Source organism: Sphingopyxis selenitireducens (genome assembly GCF_051550705.1).
In the GTDB taxonomy this organism is placed as follows: Bacteria; Pseudomonadota; Alphaproteobacteria; order Sphingomonadales; family Sphingomonadaceae; genus Sphingopyxis.
In genome coordinates this window covers 463,484-475,994 of record NZ_JBPULG010000001.1, presented here as the reverse complement: position 1 = coordinate 475,994, position 12,511 = coordinate 463,484, and the positions used below count along the sequence as shown (strand labels likewise).

The 12,511-nt window shown below is 65.6% G+C and carries 12 protein-coding genes; 9 read left to right on the top strand and 3 right to left on the bottom strand.

What is annotated here, in order from left to right; all coding sequences use genetic code 11:
* Window positions 1–91: 91 nt before the first annotated feature.
* Window positions 92–742 carry a fructose-6-phosphate aldolase gene (gene fsa / locus ACSYDV_RS02100; protein ID WP_438322081.1) on the bottom strand — a complete coding sequence of 217 codons (651 nt, stop codon included), beginning with the start codon at window positions 740–742 and terminating at the stop codon, window positions 92–94.
* A 170-nt stretch (window positions 743–912) separates the two neighbouring features.
* Here fsa and radA point away from each other — a divergent pair, with 170 nt between their 5' ends.
* The 4 genes from radA to ACSYDV_RS02080 are packed head-to-tail and all read left to right on the top strand — an operon-like array spanning window position 913 to window position 5,153.
* Entirely contained in the window at window positions 913–2,274 is a 1,362-nt protein-coding gene (gene radA, locus ACSYDV_RS02095; protein ID WP_438322080.1) for a DNA repair protein RadA, read from the top strand.
* 10 nt (window positions 2,275–2,284) lie between these two features.
* Window positions 2,285–2,836, top strand: a complete 552-nt coding sequence (locus tag ACSYDV_RS02090; protein WP_438322079.1) for a CvpA family protein — start codon at window positions 2,285–2,287, stop codon at window positions 2,834–2,836.
* Window positions 2,833–3,264, top strand: a complete 432-nt coding sequence (locus ACSYDV_RS02085) for an iron-sulfur cluster assembly scaffold protein (RefSeq protein WP_438322078.1) — start codon at window positions 2,833–2,835, stop codon at window positions 3,262–3,264. The genes ACSYDV_RS02090 and ACSYDV_RS02085 overlap by 4 nt, the downstream gene beginning before the upstream one ends.
* 2 nt (window positions 3,265–3,266) lie before the next feature.
* Window positions 3,267–5,153 (top strand): cation:proton antiporter domain-containing protein, encoded by a 1,887-nt coding sequence (locus ACSYDV_RS02080; protein WP_438322824.1) that lies wholly within the window; start codon window positions 3,267–3,269, stop codon window positions 5,151–5,153.
* Here ACSYDV_RS02080 and aroB read toward each other — a convergent pair.
* Both aroB and ACSYDV_RS02070 read right to left on the bottom strand, forming a co-directional pair.
* Window positions 5,139–6,251, bottom strand: a complete 1,113-nt coding sequence (gene aroB / locus ACSYDV_RS02075) for a 3-dehydroquinate synthase (protein ID WP_438322077.1) — start codon at window positions 6,249–6,251, stop codon at window positions 5,139–5,141. The genes ACSYDV_RS02080 and aroB overlap by 15 nt on opposite strands.
* Window positions 6,239–6,802 carry a shikimate kinase gene (locus ACSYDV_RS02070; RefSeq protein ID WP_438322076.1) on the bottom strand — a complete coding sequence of 188 codons (564 nt, stop codon included), beginning with the start codon at window positions 6,800–6,802 and terminating at the stop codon, window positions 6,239–6,241. The genes aroB and ACSYDV_RS02070 overlap by 13 nt, the downstream gene beginning before the upstream one ends.
* A 64-nt stretch (window positions 6,803–6,866) precedes the next feature.
* Between ACSYDV_RS02070 and ACSYDV_RS02065 the strand changes: the two genes are divergently transcribed.
* The 5 genes from ACSYDV_RS02065 to ACSYDV_RS02045 all read left to right on the top strand — a co-directional run bounded on the left by ACSYDV_RS02065 (window position 6,867) and on the right by ACSYDV_RS02045 (window position 12,444).
* Entirely contained in the window at window positions 6,867–7,058 is a 192-nt protein-coding gene (locus ACSYDV_RS02065) for a hypothetical protein (RefSeq protein ID WP_438322075.1), read from the top strand.
* Entirely contained in the window at window positions 7,055–8,878 is a 1,824-nt protein-coding gene (locus tag ACSYDV_RS02060) for a hypothetical protein (RefSeq protein ID WP_438322074.1), read from the top strand. Before ACSYDV_RS02065 ends, ACSYDV_RS02060 begins: the two co-directional genes overlap by 4 nt.
* A gap of 23 nt (window positions 8,879–8,901) precedes the next feature.
* The gene (locus ACSYDV_RS02055; RefSeq protein ID WP_438322073.1) at window positions 8,902–9,837 is read left to right on the top strand and encodes a tyrosine recombinase; all 936 of its coding nucleotides are present in this window, start codon (window positions 8,902–8,904) and stop codon (window positions 9,835–9,837) included.
* Window positions 9,838–9,847: 10 nt separating this feature from the next.
* Entirely contained in the window at window positions 9,848–10,795 is a 948-nt protein-coding gene (locus ACSYDV_RS02050) for an acetyl-CoA carboxylase carboxyltransferase subunit alpha (RefSeq protein WP_438322823.1), read from the top strand.
* Between the two features lie 137 nt (window positions 10,796–10,932).
* Window positions 10,933–12,444, top strand: coding sequence for a M48 family metalloprotease (locus ACSYDV_RS02045; RefSeq protein ID WP_438322072.1), 1,512 nt, complete (start codon window positions 10,933–10,935; stop codon window positions 12,442–12,444).
* Window positions 12,445–12,511: the final 67 nt, after the last annotated feature.

The following is a 12,511-nucleotide window of genomic DNA, read 5'->3' as shown; positions in this document are numbered from 1 at the left end:
AGGCGGGGGCCGCTATCGGCCTTGCGCAAGGTTACCAGCGGCCCCCGCCTTCGCGGGGGCGACGATATGGACGCGGGGGCGACGGTTAGAGTCAGATCGACTGTCCGGTCTTCGCCCAGTCGGCGAGGAAGCCTTCGATGCCCTTTTCGGTCAGGATATGCTTGAACAGCCCCTTGATCACCGACGGCGGCGCGGTCATCACGTCGGCGCCGATCTTGGCGGCTTCGAGCACGTGGATGCCGTGGCGTACGCTCGCGACGAGGATCTCGGTGTCATAGGCGTAATTGTCATAGATCAGGCGGATGTCGGCAATCAGCTGCATGCCGTCGAAGCCATTGTCGTCGTGACGGCCGACGAAGGGCGAGACGAAGGTCGCGCCGGCCTTGGCGGCGAGCAGCGCCTGCGCCGCCGAGAAGCAGAGCGTGACATTGACCATCGTGCCGTCGCTGGTCAGCGCCTTGCAGGTCTTGAGTCCGTCGATCGTCAGCGGGACCTTGATGCAGACATTGTCGGCGATCTTGCGGAGGATTTCGGCCTCCTGCATCATCGTCGCATGGTCGAGCGCGACGACTTCGGCCGAAACGGGGCCGTTGGTCAGCGCACAGATTTCGCGGGTCACTTCCTTGAAATCGCGGCCCGACTTGGCGATCAGCGACGGGTTGGTGGTGACGCCGTCGAGCAGGCCGGTCGCGGCGAGTTCCTGGATGTCGGCGATTTCGGCGGTGTCGGCGAAGAATTTCATGGCGCGGGCTTTCCTTTGGGAAGGTGATTCGGTCGTTGCCCAACCCCCTAGAGCAACGGGCGCGCAAAATGAACCGTCGCTGCCTCTCTTCGTCACCCCGGATCAAGTCCGGGGTGACCAGATTGGGAAAGGGGTGGCGTTCGTTCTTTGTTCCAGTTAAGCGAAGCGCCATGGCCAAAGCGAAACGTCAATATGTCTGTCAGAATTGCGGGTCCGCAACCTATCGCTGGCAGGGGCAGTGCGCCGATTGCGGCGAATGGAACACGTTGGTCGAGGAGGCGGGCGAGACCGTTTTTTCGGCGAAGCATGACCTGAGCAAGGGCGGGCGCACGCTGACGCTCGAAACGCTCGACGCCGAAAGCAAAATGCCCGAGCGCATGCTGTGCGGTATCGCCGAATTCGACCGGGCGCTGGGTGGCGGCTTCGTCGCGGGGTCGGCGACCTTGATTGGCGGCGATCCCGGCATCGGCAAATCGACTTTGCTGTTGCAGGCGGCGGGCCGGCTCGCAAAGGCGGGCAAGTCGGTCGTTTATATCAGCGGCGAGGAAGCTGCGGCGCAGGTGCGGCTTCGCGCGCAGCGGCTGGGGCTCGGCAATGCGCCGGTCGCGCTGGCGAGCGCGACGTCGGTTCGCGATATTCTTGCCACGCTCGATCGGCAGTCGGCGGATTTCGTCGTGATCGATTCGATCCAGACGATGCACAGCGATCTGATCGACAGCGCGCCCGGCACGGTGAGCCAGGTGCGCGCGAGCGCGCAGGAACTGATCCGTTATGCCAAGGATGGCGGTGCGGCCATCGTGCTGGTCGGTCATGTGACGAAGGACGGGACGATCGCGGGGCCCCGCGTGCTCGAACATATGGTCGATACGGTGCTGGCGTTCGAAGGTGAGCGCAGCCATCAATATCGCATTTTGCGCGCAGTGAAGAACCGCTTTGGCGGCACCGACGAGATTGGCGTTTTTGCGATGGGCGAAGAGGGTTTGGGCGAGGTTTCGAATCCGTCGAGCCTGTTCCTGACCGATCGCAGCCGCGATGTCCCGGGATCGGTGGTGTTTCCGGCGCTCGAAGGCACGCGTCCGGTGCTGGTGGAGGTGCAGGCGCTGACGGTGCGGCTGGCAAGCGGCGCAACGCCGCGCCGGGCCGTGGTCGGCTGGGACAGCGGACGGCTGGCGATGGTGCTGGCGGTGCTCGAAGCGCGCTGCGGACTGCAGATGGGAGCCGCCGAAGTCTATCTGAATATCGCGGGCGGTTACCGGTTGACCGACCCAGCCGCCGACCTCGCCGTGGCAGCGGCGCTGATCTCCGCATTCACCGAACGGCCGGTGCCCGCCGACGCGATCGTCTTTGGCGAATTGTCGCTGTCGGGCGAAGTGCGTCAGGTTTCGCACGACGCGCTGCGCCTGCGCGAAGCGGCAAAGCTTGGTTTTTCAACCGGCTGGGGACCGAAGGGGATGAAGGCTGTCAAGGGAATCAGCGTCTCCGGTTTCGGCCGGCTTGGCGAACTCGTTGACCTGATGCTTGGGCGCGATTAGCGCACGGCAAATGGGAAGTCTGACATCATTGGATATTGCGGTGCTGACGCTGGTCGGCGGCTTTGCGGTGCTCGGCTTTATGCGCGGGCTGGTGCAGGAGGTGACGAGCCTTCTCGCCTGGATACTTGCGATCGCGGCGGTACGCTTTTTTCACCCTGTCGTGACGGATTTCGTCAGCGGCTGGGTCGGGACCGAGGGCGGCGCGGCGATGCTGGCGTTCGTGTTGTTGTTCGGCGGGGTATTCGTCCTCACCAAATGGGGCGGGCGCGCGATGGGGCAGCGCAGCCGCGCGTCGATCGTCGGCGGTTTCGATCGTGGGCTCGGCGCCGGTTTTGGTGCGGTGAAGGGGCTGATCGTTGCAACCATCGGCTTCATGATCGCGACGCTGCTTTACGATATCGGCTATGGCAATGCGCAGCGCCCGGCCTGGCTGACCGACAGCCGCAGTTATCCGGCGCTGAGCGCCACCAGCCAGGCGATGAGCAAGGTGATTGCCGATCGCCGCGCCGAGGCCCGCGCGGCCGAGGCCGAGGCGGCGCGGCAGGACACGAACGGGCAATGAGCGCGCCGCTCTACAATCGCGATATCCTGTCGCTGGCGGTTGCGGCGGCCGAGCATCTGCCGAACCCGGACGCGCGCTATCGCGTAAGCGCACGCGCACCATTGTGCGGCAGCGCGATCCTTCTGGACCTTGATACCGACCCCGCCGGGCGCGTGACGACGGTGGGGATGCATGTCGAGGCGTGCGCGCTGGGGCAGGCGGCGGCGACCCTGCTCGCGCGGCATGCGCCGGGACGCGACCTTACCGAATTGCGCAGCGCACGCGATGCGATCGCGGCGTGGTTCGGCGGATCGGATAGCGCGCCGCCAGACTGGCCGGGTTTCGAACTGCTCGCCCCGGCACGCGATTATCCGGCGCGGCACGGCGCGATCCTGCTGCCCTTCGACGCGGCGATCCAGGCGCTTGAGGAGCAGGCGGTCGGCGCATGACGATGCTCGGCCTTGCGTCCGCCGCCGTGGAGGTCGCGGCCGAGAATGCTGCCGACGCACAACTGATCGAAGGTGCGATCCTGCTGGGGGTCGCGACGCTGTTCGTGCTGATTTTCCGCCGCCTCGGGCTCGGTGCGGTGCTTGGTTATCTGGTCGCGGGTGCGCTCGTCGGCCCGCATGGGCTGGGGCTGGTCGGGGGCGGCGAATCGAAGCTGGCCTTTGCCGAGATCGGCATCGCCTTTCTGCTCTTCCTCGTCGGGCTTGAACTGCATCCGCGGCGCTTGTGGCAATTGCGGCGCGCGATTTTCGGTTTGGGGCTCGCACAGGTCGTGGTGACGGGCGTGATTCTGACCGGGCTGATCTTTCTGACGCTGGGCTTCAGCTGGCAGGCGTCGCTCGCGCTTGGGTTGCCGCTTGCGCTGTCGTCGACGGCGCAGGTGTTGCCCGGCCTCAAAAGTTCGGGCCGGATCAATTCGCCTTTTGGCGAAAAAGCCTTTTCGATCCTGCTATTTCAGGATCTCGCGATCGTTCCGATGATCACGATCGTCGCGGCATTGTCGCGCGCGCCCGCCGACCCGTCGGCGCCGCCGGGCGCGATGATGGCGCTTTATACAGTGCTGGCGATTGTCGGGCTGGTGCTGGCGGGGCGCTTCATCCTCAACCCGCTGCTTCGCATCGTGGGGCGTTATGGCGAGCGCGAATTGTTCGTCGTCGTCGGCCTGCTCACCGTGCTGGCCAGCGCGGCGCTGATGCACAGCCTGCACCTGTCGCCCGCGCTCGGTGCGTTCATTGCGGGCGTGATGCTCGCCGATTCGCCGTACCGGCACGAGATTGAGGCCGATGTCGAACCCTTCCGCCTGATCCTGCTCGGCCTCTTCTTCCTCGCGGTCGGCATGGTGCTCGATATCGGCGCTGTGATGGAACGCCCGCTGCTCGTCGTCGGGCTGGCGATCGGTCTGGTTGCGGTGAAGCTTTCGGTGCTCACCGTGATCGTGCGCCTGTTCGGCCAGACGTGGAAGGCGGCGCTTGGGCTTGGCCTGCTGCTCAGCCAGGGCGGCGAATTCGGCTTTCTGCTCTTCACCCAGGCCTCGGAGGCGTTGCTGATTGAACCCGAAGCAGCGAGCCTGTTCAGTGCCGTCGTTACACTGTCGATGGTGACGACGCCCTTCCTGATGCTGTTCGCGCGCAATCTGGAATTTGCGCCCGACCGCGACGGCCCCGAACTCGAAGATCCCGCCGATGCGCCGCGCGGCTCGGCGATCGTGATCGGCTATGGCCGTTTTGGGCAGACGGTCGCGCAGATGCTGCACGGAGTCGCGTGCTCGGTGACGTTGATCGACAAAAAAGCGGCCCAGATCGAACGGTCGGGGCGTTTTGATACCAAAGTCTATTTCGGCGACGGCCTGCGCGTCGATCTGCTGCGGCGCGCGGGTGCCGACGAGGCGCGGTTGATCATTTTCTGCATCGATGACGCTTCGGTCGATGCGGCGACGCTCAAGCCGGTGGTCGATGCCTTTCCACAGGCGAAGGTGCTGATGCGCGTCTTCGACCGCCGCCAGCTGATGGCGATCGACGGGGCGGGGGCGAGCGGCGCGGTGCGCGAAGTATATGAAAGCTCGATCGCGCTGGGGCTGATGGCGCTGGAGCAGCTGGATGTCGATCCGCGCGAAATGGAGGATGTCGAGACCGCGCTACGTCATATGGATCGGACGCGACTGGATGCGCAGATGGTCGATGGCGACCTGTCGGCGGGCATGGACCACCGGTTCAAACCCGGTGGCGGGCGCGAAGCGGCGAGCGTCCTTGAAATATTGCGTCAGCGGCGCCTTGCGGCCAAGGCCGCGAAGGAAGAGGAAGCCGAACGCGCTGGCCAGTCAGCCGCGGGCTGACCTTTCGCCGTCAAGAAAGGCGGCGACGACATCGAGCCCATATTCGTCGGTGACGAACGACTGGCCGATCCCGCGCGTCAGGATCAGCGGCAGCTTGCCGCCGCGCACCTTCTTGTCATGCGCCATATGCGCCGCGAGCGTTGCGCCATCGGCATCGACCCCGGCGCTGGCGAGATCGTGCGGCAGGCCGACGGCGGCGAGATGCGCCGCAACGCGGTCGGCGTCGGCGGCCAAGCACAGGCCGTTCGCGGCCGAAAAGCGGTGCGCGAGCGCCATCCCTGCCGCGACCGCCTCCCCATGGAGCAATTTGTCCGAATAGCCGGTATCGGCCTCGAGCGCGTGGCCGAAGCTGTGGCCGAGGTTGAGCAGCGCACGGACATCCTGCGTCTCGCGTTCGTCGGCTGCGACGATCCGCGCCTTGGCCGATACGCTATGCGCGATGGCCCGGTGGCGTGCCTTGCTGTCGCCTTCGAGCAGCGCGGCGCCATGTTCCTCGCACCAGGCGAAAAACTCCGCATCGTCGATCAGCCCATATTTGACCACTTCGGCATAGCCGGCGGCGAGTTCGCGGCGGGGCAGGGTGGTCAGCGTTTCCGGGTCGATCAGCACGAGAGCGGGCTGGTGAAAGGCGCCGATCAGATTCTTGCCCGCGGGGACATTGATCGCGGTCTTGCCGCCGACGCTGCTGTCGACCTGCGCAAGCAAGGTGGTCGGAACCTGGACGAAGGCACAGCCGCGCTTGACGATGCTGCACGCGAAACCGACGAGGTCGCCGATCACGCCGCCGCCGAGCGCGATAACATGATCGCTGCGTTCGACGCCTTCGCCGATCAGCCATTCGGTCAGGCGCGCGAGGCCCGCCCAGCTTTTGCTGCCCTCGCCGGGATCGAGGACGAGCGAGGAGACGCTGATCCCGGCCGCGGTCAGCGAAGTTTCGACGGTGGTCAGATAATGCGGCGCGACATGGCTGTCGGTGACAACCATCGTGCGCGGGCGGCGCAGCAGCGGTGCAACATGCGCGCCGATTTGGGCGATCAGGCCGTCGCCGATCAGGATCGGATAGCTGCGCGCACCCAGATCGACGGTCACATTTTGCATGTTGCGAGAGCCTCCAATATCGCCTGCACCGTGTGTTCGTGCGGCGTACTTGCCGAACTGACGCGCAGATGCGCCTCGGCATAAATGGGATTGCGGACCGCCGCGAGTTCGCGGAGCACTTCGGCGGGGTCGCGGTCCTTGAGCAGCGGGCGGTGGCTGCGGCGTCCGACGCGTTCGACCAGCGTCGGAATGTCGGCATCGAGCCAGATGCAGAGGCTGCGTTTGAGAATCAGCGCGCGGGTTTCGTCGTTGACGAAGGCGCCGCCGCCGGTCGCCAGCACCAGCGGCTTTCCTTCGAGGATGCGGGCTATCACGCGGCGTTCGCCGTCGCGGAAATGCGCTTCGCCGAATTTGGCGAACATTTCCGAAATCGTCATCCCTGCCGCATGTTCGATCTCGTCATCGGCATCGGCAAAAGCCATGCCCAGCCGTGCCGCCAGCCGGCGTCCGATTGTCGATTTTCCCGACCCCATCAGCCCGACGAGTACGATCGGCCGCTGCCGGATCGACGGCGGGATCGCTGATGCAGGGCTTTTCGGGTTTCGCGTCATGGTGTGCGCGGCTATACCGCCCGAACCGCGCGGGACAATGTTTTTGCTTCGTGGCGGGAACCGGATGAGCTGTGGGCATGGGATATTGCACGCGAAGAACCGATCGGGAAAAGGTCGCTGGATTGCACGGTCGATCGTGCTGGCACTGTTGCTGGCCGCCTTCTGGCTGCTGCTGTTCTACATGGGTCGGCCGATCGCGCCGCGAATGATTGAGGTTGATGTGACCGACAAGATTGCCGAAAGCGCTCCGCGATGAAGAAAAAAATTGTCTCGCTGAGCCTCGGCCTGTCGGGCGCCGCGCTTGCCGCCGCGCTGGTGTTACCCGCGCTCGCCCAGGAATCGCTGTTGCCGGAGGGCTTTGGCAAGCCGGCGGACACGCCGGCGCCCGCGCCGCGTCCTTCGCCGACGCCCTCGGCGACCCCGGCGCCGACATCGACGCCGAAGGCGGGAAGCCCTGCGCCGACGGTAACGCCGACGGTCGGCAGCACGGGGGCGGGCGCCGCGCCGGTGACTGCTGCAGCAACCGGTGAAGAGGGTGCAGAGGGCGAAGAGGTTGCGCCCGGTACGCTGAAATATGATCTGCCGCCGGGCGCGCGGCGATTGCTGACGCGCATCGGTCCGCTGACCCCCGAAACGGGCGGGCTTGCGCCCGACGCCTTTGGCGTGCGGGGGCAATATGCCGCCGCGATAATGCGCGGCACGCGCGGGACGATGGCGTCGCGCTGGGGGCAGATTCTGCTTCGCCGGTCGCTGACCTCGGCGATCGACACACCCGCCACGATCAATGGCGCCGATCTTGCCGCCGATCGCGCGGCGTTGCTGCTGCGTATGGGCGAATCGATCGCCGCGCGCTGGATTGTGCAGTCGGTCGATTATGACCGCGCGAGCCCGCGGCTGGTGTCGGTTGCACAGCAAACCTATCTCGCCAATGCCGATCCGGCGGGCCTCTGCCCCTATGTCCCCGCGGGCCTTGCCCATGGCGACCAGCAGGCGTGGCGGCTGTCTGCCGCTATTTGTTCGGGGCTGCAGGGCGACGCCGGACCGGCGGGCTGGGCGATCGGCCGCGTCCGGTCGAGCGGAAAGATATCGAATTTCGACATATTGCTGGCGGAACGCGTGCTCGGCGCGACGGGGGCCGGACGGCGCTCGACGACGATCGAGTGGGACAAGGTCGACCGGCTGACCAGCTGGCGTTTCGGTATGGCGACGGCGACGGCGATTCCGATTCCCGATCCGCTGCGGGCGTCGGCGCCCGCCTATATGCAGGGCTGGACGGTGCTTGCGCCGATGACCGAGATGGCGAACCGCGTGGCGGCTGCGCCCGACGCTGCGGCGCGCGGGGTGTTGTCGAGCGAAGCCTATGTCTCGTTGCTGAGCGCGGCGGCGAGCGAGGAAGAGCCGGGCGACGCGCTCGCCAATCAGACGAGCCAGTTGCGTAGTGCCTTTGGCGCACCGGGCGGCGCCGATCGCTATGCCGCGATGGAAAGCCTGTGGGCCGCGAGCCCGGCGCAAAGCTATGCTGCGCTGGTCGCAACCGCGCGCGCGGCGGCGGCGCTGCCGACCAGCACCGAGGTCGGCGACGATCCGTGGCAGCTTGTCGGATCGATGCTGGCGGGCGGCTATGATCGCAACGCGATGGCGTGGGTGCCAAAGGTTTCGGTCGGTAGCCGCGCTTGGGGTGTGCTTGCGGTCGGATCGCCGCGGCCGCTCAATGGCACGTCGGCGGGCCGGATCGGCGATTTTTCGGGAAATGATGACAGCGCGGACTATCTGCGCTCGAAATTCCTGCTGGCGGGGCTTGCCGGGCTTGGCCGGATCAACGCCAGCGATACAGCGTCGGCGGCGAACGATCTGGATATCGATCTGGGCAAGCAGACGCGCTGGTCGCGTGCAATCATGTCCGCGGCCGAGCGGCGCGAACCGGGGATGGTGGCATTGATCGCGGCCGCGGGGATGCAGGGCGACTGGTCGAAAATGCCGCCCTATCATCTCTATTATATCGTCCGCGCGTTGCGCGAGGTCGGGCTGGCGGACGAAGCGCGGATGATCGCGGCCGAAGCGCTGGTGCGTGTCTGAGTTGGGCGTGATGTCAGGCATCTATGATGTCTGACAGAGTTTTAATCGAGCGCTTTCTCGAGATGATGGCGGCCGAGCGCGGTGCATCGCGTAACACGCTGGCGGCCTATCGCCGCGACCTCGAACAGGCGGCCGAATGGACCAGAGGGGCGCTGGTCGACGTCGATGCGGCGGGTCTGCGCAAGCTGATGGCCGATTACCATGTTCTGGCGGCGAGCAGCGCGGCGCGCAAATTGTCGGCGCTGCGCCAGTTTTTCGCTTTTCTGTACGATGAGGGCGAACGCGCCGACAATCCGGCGCTCGATATCGCGCGGCCGACGACGCGGCGCCCGCTGCCGCGTATCCTGACGCACGACGATGTGAACCGGCTGTTCGCGCAGGCGGGCGAGGAGGCTGAAGGTGAGGCGCCGCCCGCAGCGGCGGTCCGCATGTTGTTGCTCCTCGAGCTGCTCTATGGGTCCGGGCTGCGCGCGAGTGAGCTGGTGTCGCTTCCGCGCCGGGCGATTGCGGGCGGGCGTGAATATCTGATCGTGCGGGGAAAGGGCGACAAGGAGCGACTGGTACCGCTGTCGGAACGGTCGGGCGCGGCGCTCGATCGCTGGCTGCCGCTGGTCGCCGATGGGGCGCTGTGGCTGTTCCCTTCGGGCAAGGCGCATTTGTCGCGGGTACGATTGTTCCAGATGCTGCGTGAATTGGCCGCGCGCGCCGGGCTGGACCCGGCGGGGGTCAGCCCGCATGTGCTGCGCCACGCCTTTGCCACCCACTTGCTGGAAGGCGGCGCAGATTTGCGCGCCTTGCAGCTGATGCTGGGCCATGCCGACATCGCGACGACCGAAATTTATACCCATGTCGACAGCCGCCGACTGGTCGAACTGGTGAACCGGCGGCATCCGCTTGCGCGCATGGCAAGCGGGCATGACGCGCCGCCAGACGTTGACGTTGCGGCGCCATCGGCTTAGCGGTCCGACGATGACAGCCTTTCTCGATTTTGAAAAACCCGTCGCGGCGCTCGACCGCCAGATCGCCGAATTGCGCGAGATGGGCGACGATCCGACGCTCAACATCGACAATGACATCGCACGGCTGGAGGCCAAATCGGCCAAAATGCTGCGCGACATCTATACAAAGCTGACGCCGTGGCAAAAGACGCAGGTCGCGCGCCACCCCGATCGCCCGCATTTCAAACATTATGTCGGGGGATTGTTCGACGACTGGATGCCGCTTGCCGGCGACCGCAACTTCGGCGACGATCAGGCGATCATGGGCGGGCTTGCGCGTTTTCGCGGCCGCCGCGTGATGGTGATCGGCCATGAAAAGGGCGACGATATTCCGTCGCGCATGAAGCATAATTTCGGAATGGCGAAGCCCGAGGGCTATCGCAAGGCGATCCGCCTGATGCAGCTTGCCGATCGCTTCGGCCTGCCGGTGGTGACGCTCGTCGATACGTCGGGCGCCTTTCCGGGCATTCAGGCAGAGGAACGCGGGCAGGCCGAAGCGATTGCCCGCTCGACCGAACAATGCCTGGCGCTGGGCGTGCCGATGATCGCTGCGGTCGTCGGCGAAGGCGGATCGGGCGGAGCGATCGCGCTCGCGGCCGCGAACCGCGTGCTGATGTTCGAACATGCGGTTTACTCGGTGATTTCGCCCGAAGGCTGCGCGTCGATCCTGTGGCGCACGTCGGACAAGGCGGCCGATGCTGCCGCCGCGATGAAGATGGCGGCCGAGGATTTGCTGGCGTTGAAGGTGATCGATCGGATTATTCCCGAACCGGTCGGCGGCGCCCACCGCGCGCCCGATTTGGCGATCGCCTCGCTCGGCGATGCGATCGCGGCCGAACTCGACGCGCTGTCGGGCCTGCCGCGCGACACGTTGCTCGCCGCGCGTGAGGAAAAATTCCTCGCCATGGGCCGGGCTTGACCCGGCGCTTCGCTGGAACCCGATCCACAGCCTTTGCGTTAATTGCCGGAAAAGACGGGATGTCCGCTTCATCCGCAGCTTGCCTTGCGGTGAATCGGGGATACTCCCTGACAGACACGCATGAGGGAGGCGCTTTGATGACCCGCAAAACGAGAAAAAGCCTAGCGATGACGCTTGTCGCATCGGCTGCGCTGGGAAGCTTGGCCTTTGGCGGCGTGGCCGATGCCCAGCTCAAGGCGATCCAGACCGCGACGAATATCTCGGCCAGCGACCGCAAGCAGGGGAGCGAGGCGCATCCGCAGTTGATGGCCGAATTCGGCGGCGCATATAGCGGGCCGCAGGCGAGCTACGTCAATCGCATCGGACAGAATATTGCCGTCCAGTCGGGCCTGTCGCGCTCGCCCAGCGACTTCACCGTCACCCTGCTCAATTCGCCGGTGAACAACGCCTTCGCGATCCCCGGCGGCTATGTTTACGTCACTCGCCAGTTAATGGCGTTGATGAACGACGAAGCCGAACTCGCGGGCGTGCTGGGGCATGAGGTCGGGCATGTCGCGGCGCGGCACAGCAAAAAGCGCCAGTCGGCGGCGACGCGCAACCAGATTTTGGGTGTACTCGGCGCGGTGCTGGGCGGCGCGATCGGCGACAATGGCGGTTTGCTTGGCGGGCTTGGCGGCTTGCTTCAGAATAATTCGATGCGGGTCGCGCAGATGGCGACGCTGGGCTTTTCGCGCGGGCAGGAATTGGAGGCCGACCAGCTTGGCGTCCAATATTTGCGCAGCGCGGGCTATGATCCGATGGCGCTGTCGACGATGCTCGCCAGCCTTGCCAACCAGACCAGCCTCGAAGCGCGCCTGGCGGGCGGCGACGCGCGTTCGCTGCCCGAATGGGCGAGCACTCACCCCGACCCCGCGTCGCGCGTCCGCAACGCCCAGACGCTGGCGACCCGGGTGGGCGGGACGGGCGGAAATCGCAACGCCGATGCCTTTCTCGCTTCGGTCGATAATATACTCTACGGCGACGACCCGGTGCAGGGGGTGGTCGAGGGCAATGAGTTTCTGCACCCCGACATGAAGCTGAAATTCGCGGTGCCGAACGGCTATGGCATGCAAAATGGCGCCGATGCAGTGACGGTCAGCGGGAATGGCGGACAGGCGCAATTTTCGACCGGGCCTTATAGCGGGGATATGAATGCCTATGTTTCGGCGGTGTTCAGGGGCGTTGCCGGCAATACCTCGATCAGCCCGAGCAGCTTGCAGCGCACTACGGTGAACGGCATTCCCGCTTATTATTCGACGGCGCGGGCCAATAGCCAGTCGGGACAGGTCGATGTCACCGTCTTTGCCTATGAATTTTCGCGCAGCAGCGCCTTTCACTTCGTTGCGTTGACGAAAGCTGGCGGGGCGGGCGTGTTCAATTCGATGTTCAACAGCGTCCGGCGTCTGAGCACGGCCGAGGCGGCGGCGATCAAGCCGCGGCGGATCGATGTCGTGACGGTGGGTCGCGGCGATACGGTGGCGACGCTTGCGCAGCGCATGGCGTACAGCAATTACAAGGCCGACCGGTTTCAGGTCCTCAACCGGTTGACCGCCAGCAGCCGCCTGACGCCCGGGCAGAAGGTGAAACTGGTCGTTTACGCGGCCCGGTAAGGGGCGCGCGCGACAAAAGAAAAGGGCGGTGGATTGCTCCACCGCCCTTGTTTTTGGTCTGCCGAGG

What these genes read in the sequence shown, in the direction of transcription:
- fsa (WP_438322081.1), bottom strand. Translation starts at nt 742, where the DNA reads ATGAAATTCTTCGCCGACACCGCCGAAATCGCCGACATCCAGGAACTC.
- radA (WP_438322080.1), top strand. Translation starts at nt 913, where the DNA reads ATGGCCAAAGCGAAACGTCAATATGTCTGTCAGAATTGCGGGTCCGCA.
- ACSYDV_RS02090 (WP_438322079.1), top strand. Translation starts at nt 2,285, where the DNA reads ATGGGAAGTCTGACATCATTGGATATTGCGGTGCTGACGCTGGTCGGC.
- ACSYDV_RS02085 (WP_438322078.1), top strand. Translation starts at nt 2,833, where the DNA reads ATGAGCGCGCCGCTCTACAATCGCGATATCCTGTCGCTGGCGGTTGCG.
- ACSYDV_RS02080 (WP_438322824.1), top strand. Translation starts at nt 3,267, where the DNA reads ATGCTCGGCCTTGCGTCCGCCGCCGTGGAGGTCGCGGCCGAGAATGCT.
- aroB (WP_438322077.1), bottom strand. Translation starts at nt 6,251, where the DNA reads ATGCAAAATGTGACCGTCGATCTGGGTGCGCGCAGCTATCCGATCCTG.
- ACSYDV_RS02070 (WP_438322076.1), bottom strand. Translation starts at nt 6,802, where the DNA reads ATGACGCGAAACCCGAAAAGCCCTGCATCAGCGATCCCGCCGTCGATC.
- ACSYDV_RS02065 (WP_438322075.1), top strand. Translation starts at nt 6,867, where the DNA reads ATGAGCTGTGGGCATGGGATATTGCACGCGAAGAACCGATCGGGAAAA.
- ACSYDV_RS02060 (WP_438322074.1), top strand. Translation starts at nt 7,055, where the DNA reads ATGAAGAAAAAAATTGTCTCGCTGAGCCTCGGCCTGTCGGGCGCCGCG.
- ACSYDV_RS02055 (WP_438322073.1), top strand. Translation starts at nt 8,902, where the DNA reads ATGATGTCTGACAGAGTTTTAATCGAGCGCTTTCTCGAGATGATGGCG.
- ACSYDV_RS02050 (WP_438322823.1), top strand. Translation starts at nt 9,848, where the DNA reads ATGACAGCCTTTCTCGATTTTGAAAAACCCGTCGCGGCGCTCGACCGC.
- ACSYDV_RS02045 (WP_438322072.1), top strand. Translation starts at nt 10,933, where the DNA reads ATGACCCGCAAAACGAGAAAAAGCCTAGCGATGACGCTTGTCGCATCG.